Annotated in this window: 14 protein-coding genes and 2 tRNA genes; 7 read left to right on the top strand and 9 right to left on the bottom strand. The window is 65.1% G+C overall.

The genetic code is table 11. From position 1 onward, the window contains the following. Positions 1 to 10: 10 nt before the first annotated feature. The 3 genes from ACFV4R_RS00865 (at position 11) to ACFV4R_RS00855 (ending at position 2139) form a co-directional block, all read left to right on the top strand. Positions 11 to 478: a tRNA (cytidine(34)-2'-O)-methyltransferase gene (locus tag ACFV4R_RS00865; protein WP_377202837.1), complete on the top strand. Its 468-nt coding sequence runs from the start codon at positions 11 to 13 to the stop codon at positions 476 to 478. A 220-nt stretch (positions 479 to 698) separates the two neighbouring features. After that, positions 699 to 1307 (top strand): sigma-70 family RNA polymerase sigma factor, encoded by a 609-nt coding sequence (locus ACFV4R_RS00860; RefSeq protein WP_377202758.1) that lies wholly within the window; start codon positions 699 to 701, stop codon positions 1305 to 1307. A 1-nt stretch (position 1308) separates the two neighbouring features. Then, positions 1309 to 2139 carry an anti-sigma factor domain-containing protein gene (locus ACFV4R_RS00855; protein WP_377202759.1) on the top strand — a complete coding sequence of 277 codons (831 nt, stop codon included), beginning with the start codon at positions 1309 to 1311 and terminating at the stop codon, positions 2137 to 2139. A gap of 63 nt (positions 2140 to 2202) precedes the next feature. Here the strand turns inward: ACFV4R_RS00855 and ACFV4R_RS00850 are convergent, their stop codons facing one another. From ACFV4R_RS00850 to ACFV4R_RS00835, 4 genes are all read right to left on the bottom strand, one after another. Beyond that, a complete protein-coding gene (locus ACFV4R_RS00850; RefSeq protein WP_377202760.1) occupies positions 2203 to 2982 on the bottom strand; it encodes a PIG-L deacetylase family protein in 780 nt (259 codons plus the stop codon). Positions 2983 to 2984: 2 nt separating this feature from the next. Beyond that, positions 2985 to 3935 (bottom strand): electron transfer flavoprotein subunit alpha/FixB family protein, encoded by a 951-nt coding sequence (locus ACFV4R_RS00845; RefSeq protein WP_377202761.1) that lies wholly within the window; start codon positions 3933 to 3935, stop codon positions 2985 to 2987. A gap of 13 nt (positions 3936 to 3948) precedes the next feature. Next, positions 3949 to 4740 carry an electron transfer flavoprotein subunit beta/FixA family protein gene (locus tag ACFV4R_RS00840; RefSeq protein WP_377202762.1) on the bottom strand — a complete coding sequence of 264 codons (792 nt, stop codon included), beginning with the start codon at positions 4738 to 4740 and terminating at the stop codon, positions 3949 to 3951. A 271-nt stretch (positions 4741 to 5011) separates the two neighbouring features. Beyond that, positions 5012 to 6682 (bottom strand): trypsin-like peptidase domain-containing protein, encoded by a 1671-nt coding sequence (locus ACFV4R_RS00835; protein WP_377202763.1) that lies wholly within the window; start codon positions 6680 to 6682, stop codon positions 5012 to 5014. 310 nt (positions 6683 to 6992) lie between these two features. On the opposite strand from ACFV4R_RS00835, the gene ACFV4R_RS00830 reads away from it, so the two are divergent. The 3 genes from ACFV4R_RS00830 to ACFV4R_RS00820 all read left to right on the top strand — a co-directional run bounded on the left by ACFV4R_RS00830 (position 6993) and on the right by ACFV4R_RS00820 (position 11459). Next, complete coding sequence (locus ACFV4R_RS00830) at positions 6993 to 9044, top strand: TPM domain-containing protein (RefSeq protein WP_377202764.1); 2052 nt, start codon at positions 6993 to 6995, stop codon at positions 9042 to 9044. A 107-nt stretch (positions 9045 to 9151) separates the two neighbouring features. After that, entirely contained in the window at positions 9152 to 9943 is a 792-nt protein-coding gene (locus ACFV4R_RS00825) for a PspA/IM30 family protein (RefSeq protein ID WP_377202765.1), read from the top strand. Positions 9944 to 10031: 88 nt separating this feature from the next. Further along, complete coding sequence (locus tag ACFV4R_RS00820) at positions 10032 to 11459, top strand: cryptochrome/photolyase family protein (RefSeq protein ID WP_377202766.1); 1428 nt, start codon at positions 10032 to 10034, stop codon at positions 11457 to 11459. 22 nt (positions 11460 to 11481) lie between these two features. On the opposite strand, the gene ACFV4R_RS00815 is transcribed toward ACFV4R_RS00820, so the two are convergent. From ACFV4R_RS00815 to ACFV4R_RS00795, 5 genes are all read right to left on the bottom strand, one after another. Then, on the bottom strand, positions 11482 to 12414 hold the full coding sequence (locus ACFV4R_RS00815; protein ID WP_377202767.1) for a cytochrome b/b6 domain-containing protein: 933 nt from the start codon (positions 12412 to 12414) through the stop codon (positions 11482 to 11484). Positions 12415 to 12555: 141 nt separating this feature from the next. After that, a tRNA-Met gene (locus tag ACFV4R_RS00810) sits at positions 12556 to 12629 on the bottom strand. Between the two features lie 162 nt (positions 12630 to 12791). Next, positions 12792 to 12865: transfer RNA gene (locus ACFV4R_RS00805), tRNA-Met, on the bottom strand. 170 nt (positions 12866 to 13035) lie between these two features. After that, complete coding sequence (locus ACFV4R_RS00800; protein ID WP_377202838.1) at positions 13036 to 15993, bottom strand: UPF0182 family protein; 2958 nt, start codon at positions 15991 to 15993, stop codon at positions 13036 to 13038. Between the two features lie 165 nt (positions 15994 to 16158). Next, complete coding sequence (locus ACFV4R_RS00795; protein ID WP_377202768.1) at positions 16159 to 17349, bottom strand: PDZ domain-containing protein; 1191 nt, start codon at positions 17347 to 17349, stop codon at positions 16159 to 16161. 135 nt (positions 17350 to 17484) lie between these two features. On the opposite strand from ACFV4R_RS00795, the gene ACFV4R_RS00790 reads away from it, so the two are divergent. Then, positions 17485 to 19008 carry a zinc-dependent metalloprotease gene (locus ACFV4R_RS00790; RefSeq protein ID WP_377202769.1) on the top strand — a complete coding sequence of 508 codons (1524 nt, stop codon included), beginning with the start codon at positions 17485 to 17487 and terminating at the stop codon, positions 19006 to 19008. The last annotated feature ends 30 nt before the right edge of the window (positions 19009 to 19038 follow it).

The raw sequence follows: 19038 nt of genomic DNA, 5'->3' as shown, positions 1-19038 counted from the left end.
GGATGGGATGGTGTTCCGCATCCTCTTTCACGAACCCGAGATTCCCGGCAATACGGGCAATGCCATCCGGCTCGCAGCCATCACCGGTGCGGAACTGCACCTCGTGGAGCCGTTGGGCTTCGACTTTTCTGATGCGAAGCTCCGGCGGGCAGGCCTGGACTACCATGACCTCGCTGTCGTCACCGTGCATGCCACTCTTGAGGACGCGTGGCGCCACCTGCAGCCGGAACGCGTCTACGCCTTCACCTCCGATGGCACAGCCAGCTACACGGACATCGCCTACCAACCCGGTGACGTGCTGATGTTTGGCCGCGAATCCGACGGCCTGCCCGCCGAGGTAAAGACCGACCCGCACGTCACGGCCACGGTCCGGCTGCCCATGCTGCCCGCACTGCGCTCCCTCAACCTGGCCAACGCCGCCTCGATCGCCGTCTATGAGGCGTGGCGGCAGCAGGGGTTTACCGGCGCCAAAGTGTGACCAGCCATCGTCATCCCGCGTCGCGCCGAACCCGGGTGCCTGCAGGAATTCCCCAAGGCGGCCCATCCATTGGCCCGGCAGCCCCGAATCACAGCTGGGAATCGTCGCACGCGTGATGGAGGAGGAGCAGGTGACACTTCTGGAGGCAGGGTCCAGACCCGCTCGGCATGTCAATGGCATTGCTAAAGATTCTCCGCCAGGAGACTTATGCTTGGAAGCAATGGAGACTCCCAAGGCGCCAAACACCGAGGCTGTGGCAGCAGTAACAGATCCCCCGGCTGACTCGAGCCACCAACTGGCAGTTCTGCTGGAGGGTATAGCGCGGGGCGACCAGGCATCGTTTGCCGAGTTTTACCGGCTGACGTCACGCAGGGTATTCGGCATGGCGCGCCGGGTGCTGATCGACCCCGAACTCAGCGAAGACACCACCCAGGAAGTGTTCCTGCAGGTGTGGCAGAACGCTGCGAAGTTCGATTCCTCGGCAGGAAGCCCGCTCTCCTGGCTGATGACCATTTCCCATCGGCGGGCCGTGGACCGGGTGAGGTCGGCACAGTCCTCCAGCGACCGCGAGGCAAAGTACGGCGCGAGCTCGCAGGACATCGAGCATGACAGCGTTTCCGACGAGGTGAGCAGCAGGCTGGAAGCCGAAGCTGTGGTCCGCTGCCTGGAGACCTTGACCGAAACGCAGCAGGAGTCAGTACGCCTGGCCTATTACGGTGGCCTTACTTACCGGGAAGTCGCTGAACGGCTAAACGCTGCAGTACCAACCATTAAGTCCCGAATCCGCGACGGGCTGATCCGATTGAAGACCTGTTTGGGGGTGAGTTGAGATGACAGACATGAACCATGGACACCACGGCCGATCTTTTGGCGATACGGTTGCCGCGGACCTCGCATCAGGCAGGGCCGTGGATCTCGCGGAGCTTTATGCCCTGGACGCAGTGACGGACCAGGAGCGGCGGGCCATCGACGAGTACGTTTCCTCCGCACCGGAGCCCGAGCGGCAGGCCTTCCTCGGCAGGGTCCGCCAGGCGCGGGAAACACTGGCTGCCACCTTCCGCGTCGAGGAAGAACCCCCCGCAGATCTCTTTGAACGGATTGTCGCCCAGCTTCCGGCGCACGCAGTGGCCACCGAAGCCCCACCGGCAACAGTCCCCGCCGCGGCGGACGGCGATGAACTCGCCATGGCGCGCCAGCGCCGGGAAGAACGGCGCCGGCCTTCGGGAACACGCCGCTGGCTCGCGGGCGTTGCTGCTGCCGCGGCAATAGCTTTGGGCGGAGTCGGGTTGGGAGCGTACTTCGCAGACCAGAACGATCCCGTCAACCAGGTAGTCCGGGCGTCGGATCTGCGCGAGGCGTCTGTGGACGTTACCGGTGGCGGCACGGCGACACTGTTCATCTCGCCCTCGGAAAACGCCGCAGTGGTGAAGATGAACGGCGTTCCGGCGCCTCCGGCGGGCAAGGTCTACCAGATGTGGCTCATTCCCAAGGACGGTTCGGCACCAGTTTCCCAGGGTTTGATGGACAAGGAAGCACTGTCCAAGCCGGCTGTGGTTGAAGGAATTTCGTCAGCCGCAACGCTCGGAATCACCGTGGAGCCTGTAGGCGGTTCCCGCACCCCCACCCTGCCCACGGTCGCAGCTGCTCCGCTCGGAGCGTAGCCGCACCCCGAATGCGCAGAACACCCCGCCTCCTGAAGGAGGCGGGGTGTTCTGCGCTGGCGGCTAGAAGCCGGCGATGGTGCCTGGGCCGTTCACGGCCACTACATGGAACGCCTCTGCGCTCTGCCCTGCCGGAAGCCCGGCCCGCTGGGCGTTGACGCTCATGCCCTGCCTGACGGCTGCCTCCATGGCTGCCACATCCGGATGCTGGCTCACGTGCACGTGAATGGCCTGAAGCTTGGCATCCACGTGGCCGGTCACGTCCACCACGTGGTTTTCACGCTCCTCCGGGCCTGCATAGAGCCACAGCCACGGCAGCTTGTAGGCTTCGAGCCCCGCTTCAGCCAGTTCCGGGTAGGCGAAGGGGTTTTCGACCGCCGGGTAGACGGCGCGTGTCACGGCCTCCCCCACCGCCAGATGGTCCGGATGGCTTTTCTGGATGCGCCGCCAGTTGCGTTCAGGATGCATGGAAAGCACGACGTCGGGACGGATTTCGCGGATAAGCCGCACCACTCCGCGCATCACCTCGTGCGTCGGTTCGAGGTAGCCGTCGCGCTCGTGGAGGTAATGGATGTCGGAGACGCCCACGAGTTCGGCTGCCCTCCGCTGCTCAGCGTCGCGCATGGCGATGATGTCTGCCCGATGGGCCGGGTCGAATCCCCCGGCGTCGCCGTCGGTCATGATGCAGTAGCTCACCTGAACCCCTGCCGCCGTCCATGCGGCGATGGTCCCGGCAGCTCCGAAGTCGATGTCATCCGGATGGGCCGCGAAACAGAGCACCCGCTCCACCCGGTGGATTTCCGGATTGAACGGGCTCTGGTCCTGCTGAATCAGTGCAGCCAAGGTCAGCCTTTGCGCTTCCTGATTTCCGCCGCTGCCTGGGGCAGCACATCAAAAACGTCGCCGATGATTCCAAAGTCTGCGATTTCGAAGACGGGAGACTCAGCGTCCTTGTTGACCGCGACGATGACCTTGGAGGTCTGCATTCCGGCTTTCTGCTGGATGGCGCCCGAGATGCCTGCCGAGATGTAAAGCTGCGGCGAAACGGTCTTGCCGGTCTGCCCCACCTGGGCGTCGTGGCTGATCCAGCCTGCGTCGGTAGCCGCACGGGATGCACCCACGGCAGCGCCCAGGGCGTCTGCCAGTTCCTCGACAGGGCCGAAGTCACCGTCCATCCCGCGACCGCCGGCCACTACTACGCGTGCGTCCGTCAGGTCGGGGCGTCCGCTCGCCGCCTTCTGCTCGCGGGCAGTGATGCGGGCAGCGGGAACGGTTCCGGCTGAAACCTCCACGGTCACGGTTTCCGGTGCCGAGGCTGCTGCCGCCGGTTCCGGTACCACGTTGTTGGCCTTGATGGTCAGGACGGACACAGGGGTCTTGGCCTTGCAGGCGGTGGTGTAGGACCCCGCCAGGACCGACTTGTGGGCGGTTCCGTCGGCATCCACGGACACGACGTCTGTGATGACGCCGGCGTTGAGCCGGATGGCCAGGCGTGCCGCTACTTCTTTGCCTTCCGGCGAGTTATCCAGCAGGACGACGCCGGCTCCCGTGTTCTCTGCGGCGGCCGCCAGGAAGGCGGCCTTGGGGGCAACCAGGAAATCGTTCAGGTCCTGGGCAGAGGGCCGCAGCACGGCCGCGGCGCCGTATTCGGCGAGGGAGGCGGCGACGGCGTCGGTGAGTTCACCGTTGACGGCGACGGCGGGCTCCCCCAGCGAGCGGGCCAGGGTGAGCAGCTCAAGGCTGCTCTTCTTCAGGGCTGCGCCCGGGTTGTCAATGAAAACGAGTACTTTTGCCATGTCTGTGATCCTCTTAGAGCAGCTTCTGGGCGGCCAGGAAGTCCACCAGCTTGATGCCGGCGTCGCCTTCGTCGGTGATGATGGTGCCGGCGGTCCGTGGCGGCCGTTCTTCGGCGCTGGTCACCGTGGTCCAGGAGCCGGCGAAGCCAACCTGGTCGGGGGAAACTCCGATGTCCGCGAGGGACAGCGTGGCGATGCTCTTGCGCTTTGCAGCGATGATTCCCTTGAAGTTGGGGTACCGGGGCTCGTTGATCTGGTCCGTCACGGACACAATGGCGGGCAGCGGCGCTTCCACGGTTTCCGAGGAAGTGTCCGCGTCGCGTCGCGCAGTCAGGCTGCCGCCGCCGACCTCCAGCGAGGAAGCAAAGGTCACCTGAGGCAGGCCAAGCCGTTCGGCCAGCTGCGCCGGCACCAGGGACGTCTCACCGTCAGTGGACGCCATGCCGGTGATGACCAGGTCCACCTGGCCGAGGTGCCGGATGGCTGCTGCGAGCGCGAGCGACGTTGCGGCCGCGTCGGAGCCTGCCAGGGCGTCGTCGGTGAGGTGGACGCCTTCTGTGGCACCCATCTGCAGGGACTTCTTGACGGCGTTGACTGCGCCGGAGGGGCCCATGCTCAACGCGATGACCTGGTTGCCGGCCTTGCTGCCGCCGCGTGCTTCGGCGAGCTGCAGCGCCGCTTCGAGCGCGTACTCGTCCAGCTCTGACAGGATGCTTTCATCGCGGTCCGTAGTGTTGCCCTCCCCGTTGAGGTGGCGGTCGAACTGGGCGTCCGGTACATGCTTGACCAGGACGACAATCTTCAAAGTATCTTCCACTGTAGTGACAGCAGCCTTCCATGCTTGTGGACAGCCAGCCGGGTGAGGTCATGGCCGCGGAGTGCCCGGCATGCGGGTAGGTCTAGCTAACCATATTGCGACCGCCATGTGACGCCCGGTTAACCCCTGTGTCCGTGCGTTTCCCTGCGCGGACGCCCGCATCCGGAAACCCGGCGGCAGGGTGGTCAACCCGAAGGCGGCGCCGCCCCCGAAGGTGCGGCGCCGCCGTCGTTATTGCCGGTTCACCGGTGAGGTGGCCTTAGCTGGCCGCGGTGCCCAGTTTGACGTCGAACGTCTGTTCCTGGCCGCTGCGCAGGACGGTGATCTTCACGGAAGACCCTGCCGGCTGTTCGCGGACAGCCGCGGTCAGCTGGTTGGGCTCACCGATGGCGAGGTCGTTGAACTTGGTGATGACATCGCCCACCTTGATCCCCGCGTTGGCTGCGGGCGAGTTGGCTTCGACCGTGGCAACGTCTGCACCGACGGAGAACTCGGAGGATGCTCCGGAGGTCGTCTTTGCCTTAACGCTGACCCCCAGCTGCCCGTGGGACGCCTTGCCGTTGTCGATGATCTCCTGTGCCACGCGCTTGGCGTTGTTGATCGGGATGCTGAAGCCAACACCGATGTTGCCGCTGGAGGAGGATGAAGTGCCCGAGCCGGCGGAGGCGATGGCAACGTTCACGCCGATGATCTCGCCCTTGCTGTTGACCAGTGCGCCGCCGGAGTTGCCCGGGTTGATGGCCGCGTCAGTCTGGATCACGTTGATGGCGATGGATCCCTGGCTTGAATTCTGCTGGCTCTGGCCGCCGCCGGGAGGCGCGAACTGGAAGCCTTCGTCTCCGCCCTGGCTGTTGTCGCCGCCTTCGGGTGCTGCCGATGAGGCCACGCTGATGGTGCGGTTGAGGGTTGAGACGATGCCGTCCGTCACGGTGCCGGTGAGTCCCAGCGGTGAACCGATGGCAATGGCGGTATCGCCCACGTTGAGCTTGGAAGAGTCGCCGAGAGTGGCAGGCGTAAGCCCGGACGTGTCATCCACCTTGATCACCGCAAGGTCGGACAACGGGTCGGTGCCCACCAGTTTGGCGGGAACAACCTTGCCGCCACTGGTGCGGATTTCCAGGCTGGCGTTGGCGGACTGGCCGTCCAGGGTCACCACGTGGGTGTTGGTGAGGATGTGGCCCTGGTCGTCAAGGACGATGCCCGAGCCGGTTCCGCCGGAACTCCCGCTGGTGGCGCTGATGGTGACCACGCTCGGTGAGGCCTTCACGGCTGCGGCGGTAATCTCGTTGACGCTGTCCTGGTTGTTAACGATCACGGTGCCGGGCTGGCTGTTGCTGCTGGCCGTCGTGGAGGTTCCCGTGCTGCCGAACAGCTCGCCGGAACCAACTGTGGCAACGCCGCCTCCCACGAGGCCGGCAGCAAGGATGCTGGCCACCAGGGTCCCGACGCCGAACGTCGCCTTGCGCCGAGGTGCATCCTTGGCGTTGGGGGCAAATCCAACGCCGCCAGCGGGTGCCCCGTGGGCAGTTCCGGCAGCGGGCTGGCCGTAGTGGTGCGCGTTTCCGTTGTGCTGGTTCTGCTCGTGTTGCGGGTTCTGCCCGTAATAGGCCGACTGGCCGTAGAACGGCTGGCGCTGCGGGTACTCGGGGTGCTGTCCCCGCGGAATTTCTTGGGTGGGGTTGTCCGTGGCCTGCCGTTCGAACTGTTCCGTGGGGTGCTGGCGCCCTTGGTCAGCTCCCCCGGTGTTCGCATGGGTAGGAGTATTGCCGTCCGCGCCCTGGCTTCCTGCTGCTTCAGGGCCGGTACCCGGACTGTCCGCATGCCGAGCGTCCGTGGGACCGTCTCCCGGCATGGTGGGCTGCTGCCAGGGATTCCGGCTGGTGGACCGGCTGTCCTCGGGGCCTTGTCCGGAACTTTGGTTCTCAGTCATGGGACTTCCTTTCATCCTCGTCTGCATTAACTATGTACCCCGTCGCTGGAACAAGTTCGGATGTTTGCTGGGAGCTTGCTGAACGCGGCCGGTTCCTGCCCAGCAGCTATGACCTCACCTGGAAGCGACCCCGCCAGCAACGTTTCGCTGGTGGCATATTCAGCTCAATGGACGGCCTGTGGGGTGCACCATAGAATCAAGATGAAATGCCACAGCGACCTGCGGCTTCACACCGAGCGTGGGGGCGCTGCTGGATTTCGTGACGACTGATTCGTCCGGAATCGGTGTCAGGCGTGCTGAAGGGTTGCACATGCGGTCAAAGTTCAAACGTATTCTCGCCGTCGTTGGCCTTACCGGCCTGCTGGCGGTGCCCGCCGGCGCGGCCTGGGCCGAAGATCCGGTCACCCTGGATCCCCAGAGCAAGATCGTCGACTCGGCCGGAGTGCTGGGCGCAGACAAGTCCAAGGTCGAAGCTGCCATCAAGAAGCTTGGCACCGACCACGCCACCGTGCTGCATGTCGTCACCGTGAAGAAGTTCGAAAACCCCACGGATCGCGAAGCCTGGACTGACGAAGTAGCGCAGAAGGCGAACCTCGGGTCCAACGCCCTCATCTTTGCGGTAGCCACAGACACCCGGCAGTACACCCTGAACAAGGGCGGCAGTAAGTTCACCACCGCCCAAATCGACAACATCAAGTCGTCAGCCATCGGGCCGCAGCTCGCCAACGACAACTATGCGCAGGCTGCAATCAACGCGGCATCGGCGATCGGCGACGCCGCGGGCGGCGGCAGCGGTAAGCTCCCGTCCGAAGGCGGAGCCGGGGCCGCGGTGCTCGTGGGTACAGGTGTTGTGGCCGCCGGCGGTGCCGGCGCCTACCTGTATTTCCGCAACCGCCGCAAGAAGGCGGCCGGACAGGCCTCGAGCGCCAGCTATGGACCCCAGGGTGGCCAGGTGGACCCGCTGGCTTCCCTCAGCGTCGAGGAACTGCGCCGCAAGAGCGGCCCGCTGCTGATCGAGGCTGATGACGCCATCAAGTCCAGCGAGCAGGAACTCATGTTCGCCCAGGCGCAGTACGGCGACTCCGCCGTCGGCAACTTCACCAAGGCCCTCGATGAGGCCAAAGCCCACATGACCGAGTCGTTCAAGCTCCAGCAGCAGCTCGACGACCACATCCCGGACACTGAAGAGCAGCAGCGGACCTGGCTGGGCGAGATCATCCGGCGGTCAGAGGCCGCGCTGGCCTCCCTGCAGGAGCAGAAGGCGGACTTCGACTCGCTGCGGGAACTCGAAAAGAATGCTCCCCAGGCCCTTGCCGCCGTCAATGCCGGAGCGCGCGACGCCGATGCAAAGATTGCCAACGCTGAGGAATCGCTCACCACGCTGCGCGCCAAGTACGCCGACAGCGCCCTGGCCCAGGTGTCCGACAACATCCTCCAGGCCAAGGAACGCCTCGCCTTCGTCAAGAACGCCAGCACCGCCGCGCAGCTGAAACTGGATGAGGGCGAAGCAAGCCTCGCCGCCGTGGCCGTGCGCGCTGCCGAGGAAAGCCTCCACCAGACGAATGTCCTGATGGATGCCATCTCCAAGCTCTCGTCCAGCCTGGACGAAGCCCGGAACAGCCTTGAGGCAGCGGTGGTGGACACCTCCCAGGACCTGGCCCAGGCCCGGGCCATGATCCAGTCAGGCGCCCACCCTGAGCTTGCCGGCCCGGTAGCAGGCGTCGAGGCTGCCCTGGCGCAGGTCAAAAACGAAATCCAGGGTGGCAAGATCGACCCCATGGCCACGCTGCAGCGGGTTGAGACTGCCCATCAGTCCCTTGACCAGTCGCTGACCGGAATCCGTGACCAGCAGGAACAGGCGCGCCGGGCCCAGGCCTCGCTGCAGCAGACCATCATGTCCGCCCAGGCACAGATCAGCGCCACCTCGGACTACATCACGGCCCGCCGCGGCGGCGTCGGCACTGAGGCGCGGACCCGTTTGGCGGAATCCCAGCGGAACCTGGACTACGCCCTCTCCATTGCACGGACCGATCCCGTCACAGCCCTCACCTACGCACAGCAGGCACACGCCCTCGCCGCGCAGGCAGCCCAGTTGGCCCAGGCGGACGTGGACCACTTTGACGGCTACGCCAACCAGGGCTACGGCCGGGGCGGCATGTTCGGTGGCGGCGGAGGCGGCGGCCTGGGTGGCGCGATTTTGGGCGGCATCCTGATCAACTCCATCCTCAACGGCGGCGGTGGCGGCGGTTGGGGCGGCGGCCACGGCGACGGTGGTGGCGGTTTCGGCGGAGACTCCGGCGGTTTCGGCGGCGACATGGGCGGCGGCTGGGGCGGCGACTCCGGCGGCGGAGGCGACTTCTGACCACCACAAGCTAGGCGCCCGCCGGAATGCCGGTGGGCGGGTAGACGCAGTACACCACTGTTCACCGGCAGCAGTGGCCACAACAGAGCAGGACGAAAGGTAACACCATGGTTAAGCAGTCCATTTTCGGCCGCATCGCTCAGCTGGCGAAGGCAAACATCAACTCCTTGCTGGACAACGCTGAGGATCCGCAGAAGATGCTGGACCAGATGGTCCGGGACTACACCAACAACATCGCCGAGGCTGAGTCAGCCGTGGCGCAGACCATCGGCAACCTCCGCATGCTCGAAGACGACTACAACGAGGATGTCCGCAATGCCCGCGATTGGGGCAACAAGGCTCTGGCAGCCTCGCGCAAGGCCGATGAGTTCCGCAGCAGCGGTGATGTGACGGACGCCGAGAAGTTCGACAACCTGGCCAAGGTGGCCCTGCAGCGCCAGATGGCTGCCGAGAGCGAGGCCAAGGGCGCTGAGCCCAGCATCGCCTCGCAGCGCGAAGTGGTTGACAAGCTCAAGAACGGCCTCGACATGATGAAGGGCAAGCTCAACCAGCTCACCAGCAAGCGCAACGAACTGGTGGCACGGTCCAAGACCGCGGCTGCACAGACGCAGGTCCACGACGCCATCAAGAGCATCGACATCATGGATCCCACCAGCGAGGTGGGACGCTTTGAGGAGAAGATCCGCCGTGAAGAGGCGAAGGTCCGCGGCCAGCAGGAACTCGCCGCGTCGAGCCTCGACGCACAGTTCAACCAGCTGGAAGACCTCGGTGAACAGGTGGAGATCGAGGCCCGCCTGGCCGCACTGAAGTCCGGAGGCAAGAGCACCCAGGCCATCGGTTCGGGCAATTCGGCCGACTCCGCATCCACCGTGGATGAGGCGGATTTCGATAAGCTCTGAGCCTGCGGGAGCAGGTAATCACCAACGCTGAAGGGCCGGGACGGAAAGTCCCGGCCCTTTGCCGTTCCCCGGTGTGTAGCGTGGTGGCATGGCATCCACAGATCTGACGTCACTCGTATGGCTGCGCGACGACCTTCGCCTCGACGACAACCCCGCACTCTCCGAAGCTGCCCACCTCGGCGCACCGATGACAGTGGTCTATGTACTGGACCAGGAGTCGCACGGAGTTAGGGCGCTGGGAGGGGCCACCCGGTGGTGGCTGCACCACTCGCTGGCGGCACTCAGCGCCGATCTGGAAGCCAAGGGTTCGCGGCTGGTGCTGCGCCGCGGCAAGGCGGCGGATGTCATCAGTTCACTGGCTGCACAGACACACGCGGGCCACATCTTCTGGAACCGCCGCTACGGCGGGCCGGAACGCGATATCGACGCCGGCCTGAAGGAATGGGCTGCCGGGAACGGCATCGAGGCCTCCAGCTTCCAGGCCAACCTGCTCTTCGAGCCCTGGACCATTAAGACCGGCGCAGGCGGCCCGTACAAGGTCTATTCACCGTTTTGGCGCGCCTGCCTGGCAGCAGGCGATATCCGGGATCCTTTCGACCCTCCCCAAGACCTTCCCGAACCTGCTTCCTCCGGCCGCGGCCTCCCGGCAAGCGACTCCCTAAGCAGTTGGAAGCTGCTGCCCACCTCGCCCGACTGGAGCGGAGGGCTGGCCGAAACGTGGGTGCCCGGCGAAAAGGGCGCGCTGGACCGCCTGACAGACTTCCTGGACGGTCCCATCGAGGACTACGGGACAGGAAGGAACATCCCCGGCACTGAAGGGACCAGCCGGTTGTCTCCGTACCTACGGTTCGGCGAAGTCAGTCCGTTCCGGGTGTGGCGTGAGATCCGCCGCCGCCATCCGCGGCAGGTTCCTGCCGACGTCGGCATCTTCCGCTCCGAACTCGGCTGGCGGGAATTCAACTGGCACCTGCTCTATCACAATCCGGAACTGGCCACCCGGAGCTTCCGGCCTGACTTCGAGAAGTTCGAATGGGGATCCCTGAGCCGGAAGGAACTGGCCGCGTGGCAGCAGGGCCAGACCGGCTATCCGCTGGTTGACGCCGGCATGCGGCAGCTCTGGCAGACCGGGTGGATGCACAACCGCGTCCGCATGGCAGCGGCATCATTCCTCGTCAAGAACCTCCTGACTGACTGGAGGGTAGGCGAACAATGGTTCTGGGACACCCTGGTGGACGCCGACGCCGCAAACAATCCCGCCAACTGGCAATGGGTGGCCGGCTCCGGCGCGGACGCCTCGCCCTACTACCGCATCTTCAATCCGGTAACCCAAAGCAAAAAGTTCGACGCCGGCGGCGAGTACCTGCGCCGGTTCATCCCGGAGATCGCCGGCCTTGAGGGCAAAGCGATCCACGAACCCTGGACGGCGGAGCTGGACAGCTACCCCCAGCCCCTGGTGGAACTCCCCGAGTCACGGGAGCGGGCACTGGATGCCTACCAGAAGCTCAAGGACTCCTGACCGCCTCTACGGGCCACCAGGGTCAGCGGCTGACCTTGCCCATCAGTGACGCGATGGGGCGCAGGAAAAGCGGGCGGGCGAGGAACCAGGCGCCAACCATGACGGCCACGGAAGCGGCGAAGACCCAGAAACCGTACCAGCCGTCGTCGTCACGCACACCGTACATGTGGTTGAGGTTCCGGAGCGCCCCCGTGGCGAAGACCAGGAACACGTGCACCGCCACGAAGGCCACGAAGTAGATCATCACCGGGAAGTGCACGGCACGGGCCCACTCGATGGGGTAGGCCTTGTTCAGGCCGGCAGCTTTCTTGGGCCACGCACCGGACATGCGCAGCCCGGTGATAAACGCCAGCGGTGCGGCGATGAAGACGGTGATGAAGTACGTGAGCAGCTGGAGCGCGTTGTAGTTGACCCAGCCGTTCTCGGTGGGCCAGTTCAGCGATGCGTACTGGAGGGCGGCCGAAACGGCATTCGGGAAGACATCCCAGCTGGTGGGCACGATGCGCATCCACTGGCCGGTCGCAAACAGGAGAACAGCGAACACCAGGCCGTTGAGGATCCACAGGGCGTCCAAAGAGAGGTGGAACCACAGCTCAAGGCTGATCTTCGTTGGCGCATTCCTGGTCCGGATCAGGCCCTTGTTGTTGCGCGTCCAGTGGGCGCTGGGACGGGTGGTGGTCCGCACCTGCCAGCCCGTACGGATAATCAGGAGCAGGAAGAAGGCGTTGAGGAAGTGCTGCCATGCCAGCCACGCCGGGAAGCCCTCCGGGGCCGAGTCCGGCAGCTCTGAATGCCCCGGGTAGTCAGCCACGAAGGAAGCCACGGCTGGAAGGCCCACAAGCCATCGGGCGGCGAGGACCACCAGTACCAGCGCCACGAGGACGGCCGGGACGCCCCAGTAGAGTCGGGACCGCTTACCCGTGGCGGTGCCGGGCTTCTTCGTGGGTGTGGACATCGAACTACATTCCTCTCGAGAATGACTGGCCAGGTGCTCGCAGCACGCAAGCCCTGCGAACGAGAATACTAGGAACTATCCCGATCCACGGAAAAAAGAAGACCCCGTCCGGCTGGTGTGCCGAACGGGGTCTTTCCATAGTTGCGGGGACAGGATTTGAACCTGTGACCTCTGGGTTATGAGCCCAGCGAGCTACCGAACTGCTCCACCCCGCGTCGCTTGATCAACACTACCCTATCTTTTGGGCCGCCGTGACCACGTGGCCCAGAGCCCCTCCCGTCAACTCGCCAGAGACGTGATGTGCCACCGCCAACCGACGCATCCAGGAGCACAAAAAAGACCCGGACACTGTTTCCAGTGTCCGGGTCTTCTACCAGTTGCGGGGACAGGATTTGAACCTGTGACCTCTGGGTTATGAGCCCAGCGAGCTACCGAACTGCTCCACCCCGCGTCGCAGGATCTACTTTACCGGGAGGTGAACGCCAGGCCAAATCGGGAGAGCGTGACGTCCGTTACGCAAGCGGCACCCGCTTCCCGGAGGAAGCGGGTGCCGCTTTTCGTCGTCGTACTTTCGTTCAGGTCCTGGCCGCCCGGGGGCGGCTCAGGACCCCGCGAGCCTGGCTAGTTGCTGGGCGACGGTGACGGCGTGGCCGTCGGTGCCGGGCTGGCTTCCGGGGTGGTGCCGGGCATCTTGGCCTCGGCATCCACGGCCTTCTTCAGCGCCGCGGTGATCCGCTTCTGCGCCTCACCGTACGCGGCGAAGTCACCGGTCGAGAGAGCCGACTGGCCAGCCTGGATGGCAGCATTTGCTTCGTCCAGCGCCGCCTTCAGCTCAGCCTTGGCGTCCGCTCCCGGCTCCGACGGAGCAGCCGGCCCGGCAGGCGCCTGCCCGTTGTTGTCCGAATCGCCTGCTGCTGCGCCGGAATTACCGCCGAACAGTTGCTTCAGAGCTTCATCCAGGGTGGGTGCGAAGCCCACCTTGTCGCCGAACGCCACCAACACGCGCTGCAGGGTGGGATACGACGTCTCACCGGTCGACTTCAGGTAGACCGGCTGCACGTACAGGATGCCGCCGCCCACAGGCAGGGTCAGCAGGTTGCCGTTCAGCACGTCCGAGGCACCCTGGCGCAACAGGTTCAGGGCCTGGGACACCGTGGGATCGGAGTTGAACTTGTTCTGCGCCTGGCCCGGGCCGGGGACCTGGGTTTCCGGCGGGATATTGAGCAGGCGCAGCTTGCCGTAGCCCTCACCCTTGACCCCTGCCTGGTTACCGGCGTCGGAATCCGCCGCCAGGAAGCCATAGAGGACGTTGCGGGCGTTGTTGTTCACGATCTGCGGAATGAAGGATGACGTGAGCTGGAACGCCGGCTTGTCCTGGTCCGGCATCTGCAGCGACATGTAGAACGGCGGCTGCTTGACGTCCGTGTCCACGGTGGGATCGGCCGGAACGCTCCAGGCGTCGTTGTTCTTGTAGAAGCTGCGGGGGTCCGTCACGTGGTACTGGCCCAGCAGTTCACGCTGGACCTTGAACAGGTCCTCCGGGTAGCGGACGTGGCTCATCACCGCACCGGACATCTCCGAATAGGGCTTCAGGGACGTGGGAAACACCTTGTTCCAGGCCTTGAGGACGGGGTCCTGGTCATCCCAGGCGTAAAGGGTGACGGAGCCGTCATAGGCGTCCACGGTTGCCTTGACGGAGTTCCGGATGTAGTTCACGGTGCTGTTCGGCAGGGCCACGGCGCGGCCGGAGGTGGTCTGCGTGTCAGCAGTGGCCTCAGACAGCTGCTTTTGCTGCGAGTAGGGGTAGTACTGGCTGGTGGTGTAGCCGTCCACGATCCACTTCACGCGGCCATCAACAACCGCCGGGTAGGCGTTGCCGTCAACGGTGAGGTACGGCGCAACTTTCTGGATGCGTTCCCGGGGGTTGCGGTCGTACAGGACCTGCGACTCCGAGTTCACGCCGTCCGAGAGCAGCAGGTCCGAGGACTGGAACTTGATGGCGTAAAGGACCTTGTTGAAGAACGAGCCCACGTTCGGGCCGCCATTGCCGGTAAACGTGTACTGGGTTTCGCCTTCGCCTTCGCGGCCGGAAGGACGGTCCTGCTCACGCGGAGCGGTGCCCTCCGGAGCGCCGACGATCGAGTACTCGGGTGAGGATTCACCGAAGTAGATGCGGGGCTGGTAGGAGGAGTCGTTGCCCAGGACGCCATTGGAGGGGATGCCCGACTGCAGGAATTCAGGCTTGCCGTCCACGGTGAACTTGTTGCCCTTGGCCGCCACCACGCCGTAGCCGTGCGTGTAGACGACGTGCTGGTTCAACCAGCCCTGCTGGTTGGATGCCACGTTGGTGGGGTTCAGCTCCCGCACAGCGATCACAGTGTCCTGGATCTTGCCGTCCACTTCGTACCGGTCAACGTTGAGGGCTTCCGGGAACTGGTAGTACGGGCGGTACTGTTCCAGCTGCGAGAATGCGTCAGAGATCAGGTTCGGGTCCAGGAGTCGGATGTTCGCGGTGGTCTGGGCGTCCGGGGCCAGTGCGCCTGAGGTTGCGGTGTTGGTGGCGTCGTAGCGGGTCTCCTGGATTCCATCGAGCCCGTAAGCGCTGCGGGTGTTGTCGATGTTCCGCTGGATGTAGTCCTTTTCCAGCGTTTCTTCCGAAGGACGGACCTGGAACTGCTGGATCACCCAGGGGTACACTCCACCGGCCAGGATGGACGTGATGATGAGCATCGCCGTTCCGATGACCGGCAGGCGCCAGCGGCCGATGATGGCTGCCACGATGAACAGGGCAGCTACCAGCACGGCAGCGACGGCGAGGATGGCCTTCGTGGGGATGACGGCGTTGACGTCCGTGTAGAGGGCGCCGGCCCAGCGGCCGCCATTGCTCTGCACCGAGGAATACCGGTCAAGCCAGAAGTTGATGCCCAGCAGGATCAGGAACGCGGCACCGGTGACGGCAATGTGGATCTGGGCGGCACGGGCGGTGTAGACGCCGCGCTCCATGAGCCGGATGCTGCCGTAAAGGTAGTGGGTCAGGATGCCGGCGATGCCGGCAATGACAACCACGCTGATCAGGAAGCCCGTGACGAATCCCAGGAAGGGCAGGACCATCACATAGAAGCTGATGTCCATGTTGAACTGGGGGTCCTGCTTGTTGAAGCCCACCTGGTTGAAGAAGAGCAGTACCTTCTGCCACTGGCTCGCGGCAGCGCTTCCGGCGAAGAGGCCGAACAGGATGGGCAGGCCAATCATGACCACCCGCCGTACCGGTTCCAGCTGTGCCTGGTAGCGGTTGAGGTTGTCCCGGATATCGGAATCAGGCGCGTAGACCGGCCGTGAGCGGTAGGCAATGCGGATGGCGAAGAAAACGCCCGTGAACATCACGGCGAACCCGGCAGCGAAGATGGCGATCTTGGCGAGGTTCTCGGTGATGAAGACTTCCATGAACCCCAGCTGCCGGTACCAAAGGACATCGGTCCAGACGTTGGCGAAGAAGATGAAGCCCACGACGACGAGGGCAACAACGATCAGGGTGGGCGTCAGCGCGCCGCGTCGGGAAGGGGGTCTGCCGGTGGACATGGTGCTGGCGGGACGGGACAAACTGGGTACCTCATAGCTGGTCGTCAGATGTTCGAAGCGTGCGTGCGAGTGACGTACTCCCCCGGCCTGCAGCTGGAATTGTCCGTCACCTTTGCCACGAGTGGCGGTAAGGCTTAGTTCCTGTCGAGTCTAGATGCGCCCAGTCTAGTTGTTTCCGCAGGTGGGCAGGCCCGTTGTGTCCTGGCCGCTGCCGGCACGTTCGACGGCGGCCCTCGCCTCCGCGAGCTTGCCCACCTTGACCACCTGGAGCCCATCCGGGATGTGCCCCACCACTTCCCCGCAGTTTTCCGCGGGTGCCAGGAACAGGGTGGCTCCCCCGGCGCGGGCGCCCTGCATTTTCTGCACGATGCCGCCAATGGCACCAACAGTGCCGTCCGGCGAAATGGTGCCTGTGCCGGCGATGTGCTTCCCGCCGGTCAGGTCGCCGGGGGTGACGGTGTCGATGATGCCCAGGGAGAACATCAGTCCGGCCGACGGGCCGCCCACTTTGTCCAGCGAAATGTGCACGTCGAAGGGGAACGTAAACAGGTACTTGAGCATCACCCCGAGGATGAACCGGCCTTCGCCGTTGTCCTTGGGGGTGATGGTCTCAGTCACCGGCTGGCCGTCCCGCTCCAGCACCACTGCTGCCGGGGCGCCCTTGCCTGCCGCGAGCTCCTCCTGGATGACGGCCAGTGACGTAATGTCCTTGCCGTTGATGGTCTTGAGGACGTCCCCGGTTTGGATCTTGCCTTCCGCGGCCGATCCGTTTGACAGGCCCGCGGTCTGCAGCTGCTGGCCGAAGGGGATGTCCAGCTCGTTCAGGGCCGAAGCGACGGCATTTTCCTGGGAAGTGGTCATGGCGACGGCGCTCTGCTCCGCGGCTTCTTCCTTGGTAGTCCCCGTCGGATATATCAGCTCCACCGGATAAACGGACTTGGACCGGTCCAGCCAGGCGGAAAAAGCGGTCAGGATGCTGACCGGGCTGTTGGGGCCGCCGTCGACGTACACCGTGGTGAGGTCCAGGTTGCCGGCCGCCGGGTAGGACTCATGCCCGGTGACCTTGATGACGGGAGTCCCCTGGCCCTGGCCCAGCGTGTTGTACGTGGGCCCCGGGGACTCGATGACGTACGGCACAGGGAGGACCCCGACGGCGATGCCGAGGCCCAGCGCCGTCATACCGGCAAGCATCATGGCTGAAACCCTGGGGCTCCGGCGAGGCGCAGGTCCTGTTGGCGCGCTGCCGTCCGCGTCATTGCCGCCGGCTGCTCCGCCGTCGTAATCCCCGTGCCGGGGCTGGGAAAGAAGCTCTGAAGCGTGGTCCTCGGAGGGGTACCCGCCACGGGTTGTAGTCACCCAACAACAGTACGCGGTGGCAGGACCCGGGGACTCTTTGCCCACAGCGAACGTCTAGCCGGTGCGGCAGACAGCCGCGGATGGCCGGGGTACCGTGAAGGTTGAGCACCAGTCACACCGACGATCGGCGGGATCATGACCTCCAACCCACACAATTCTTCGAACGGCGACGATACCCCCAAGGACCCGTTGGCCGAGATGCTGCAGAACCTGATGGGCGGCAAGGGCATGGAAAACTTCGATCCGGCCGAGCTCGCCAAGGCCGCCGGCCTGCCGAACGATCCCAACCTGCTGGCCCAGATGTTCTCCCAGGTCCAGGCCATGATGAGTGCCCCGTCCGAAGGGCCCGTCAACTGGACGTTGGCACACGACAATGCCCGGCGGGTGGCGGCGAGCAGTTCCGATCCCTCGGTGACCTCCCAGCAGTCCCGGGAGGTGGATGAGGCCCTTCGCCTGGCGGAGCTGTGGCTTGACCCGGTCACGGACCTGCCGTCCACCGGACTGATCGGGCGCGCCTGGTCGCGTGCGGAGTGGGTCGAGGCAACGCTGGGAACCTGGAAGCGGCTGACGGAGCCCGTGGCGAACAGCATCGCCAATGCCCTTTCCTCCGCCATGACTGAGCAGATGCCCGAGGAGATGAAGTCCATGATGGGCGGCGCCTCCTCGATGCTGCAGAACATGGGCGGCGCCATCTTCGGCATGCAGCTGGGTCAGGCCATCGGCGCACTCTCAGCAGACGTTGTCAGCTCCACGGATATCGGCGTGCCGCTTGCGGACCTGGAAATGGCTCTGTTGCCGGCCAACGTTGCCGCGTTCGGGGAGGGCCTGTCCCTGCCGGAAAACGACATCCGGCTGTTCCTTGCAGTGCGTGAGGCCGCCCACGCCCGGCTGTTCGTGCAGGTCCCCTGGCTGCGGGGGCACCTCCTCGGAGCCATTGAGGCATATGCCCGCGGCATCCACATCGACACCTCGCGCATCGAAGAACTGGCCCGGGACCTTGACCCGAGCAACCCCGAGGGAATCCAGGAAGCCCTCTCCCAGGGTGTCTTCATGCCCAAGCGCACCCCTGCGCAGGAGCAGGCCCTGGAGAAGCTCGAAACGGCGCTGGCCCTCGTGGAGGGCTGGGTAGACGAACTGACGGCTGCCGCCACCGAGAATGTGCTCCCCTCCGCTGCCGCGCTGCGTGAAACCGTCCGGCGGCGCCGCGCAACGGGCGGCCCGGCAGAGCATGCCTTCGCCTCCCTGGTGGGGCTGGAGCTGCGGCCGCGCCGCCTCCGGGACGCGGCCACGCTGTGGGCCGCGCTGAAGGACGAGCGTGGCGTTGAAGGCCGGGATGCCATCTGGCACCACCCGGACCTGCTGCCCACCGCCGAGGACCTGGACGACCCCAAGGGTTTCAGCGCCCGCCGCAAGCTGGCCGAGGCCAGCGACAGCGAAGTGGACGATGCCCTGCAGAAGCTGCTCAGCGGTGGGTTTGATGCGCCCGCCACTGATGACGCCAACGACACGTCGGCTGGTGCCGCGGAGAAGGGCGACGGTGGCGCGGGTTCCGGCGAGGTTCCCGGCTCAGCCGGTTCCGCAGGCGGCAGCACCGATGACAATGGCACCGATAGCGACGCTACTGACGACGGCGGCGAAGGCACCCAGCCGAAGGCCTGACCCTCCCGCTGCGGCGGCAGCATCCTCTAC

The sequence above is a fragment of the Pseudarthrobacter sp. NPDC059871 genome (genome assembly GCF_042731175.1).
In the GTDB taxonomy this organism is placed as follows: Bacteria; Actinomycetota; Actinomycetes; order Actinomycetales; family Micrococcaceae; genus Arthrobacter.
This window is presented reverse-complemented; position numbering and strand designations above follow the sequence as displayed.

Bases quoted from the DNA above. Each gene is read 5' to 3' on its own strand.
- ACFV4R_RS00860 (WP_377202758.1), top strand. From the start codon at position 699: ATGGAGACTCCCAAGGCGCCAAACACCGAGGCTGTGGCAGCAGTAACA.
- ACFV4R_RS00855 (WP_377202759.1), top strand. From the start codon at position 1,309: ATGACAGACATGAACCATGGACACCACGGCCGATCTTTTGGCGATACG.
- ACFV4R_RS00845 (WP_377202761.1), bottom strand. From the start codon at position 3,935: ATGGCAAAAGTACTCGTTTTCATTGACAACCCGGGCGCAGCCCTGAAG.
- ACFV4R_RS00835 (WP_377202763.1), bottom strand. From the start codon at position 6,682: ATGACTGAGAACCAAAGTTCCGGACAAGGCCCCGAGGACAGCCGGTCC.
- ACFV4R_RS00830 (WP_377202764.1), top strand. From the start codon at position 6,993: ATGCGGTCAAAGTTCAAACGTATTCTCGCCGTCGTTGGCCTTACCGGC.
- ACFV4R_RS00825 (WP_377202765.1), top strand. From the start codon at position 9,152: ATGGTTAAGCAGTCCATTTTCGGCCGCATCGCTCAGCTGGCGAAGGCA.
- ACFV4R_RS00820 (WP_377202766.1), top strand. From the start codon at position 10,032: ATGGCATCCACAGATCTGACGTCACTCGTATGGCTGCGCGACGACCTT.
- ACFV4R_RS00815 (WP_377202767.1), bottom strand. From the start codon at position 12,414: ATGTCCACACCCACGAAGAAGCCCGGCACCGCCACGGGTAAGCGGTCC.
- ACFV4R_RS00800 (WP_377202838.1), bottom strand. From the start codon at position 15,993: ATGTCCACCGGCAGACCCCCTTCCCGACGCGGCGCGCTGACGCCCACC.
- ACFV4R_RS00790 (WP_377202769.1), top strand. From the start codon at position 17,485: ATGACCTCCAACCCACACAATTCTTCGAACGGCGACGATACCCCCAAG.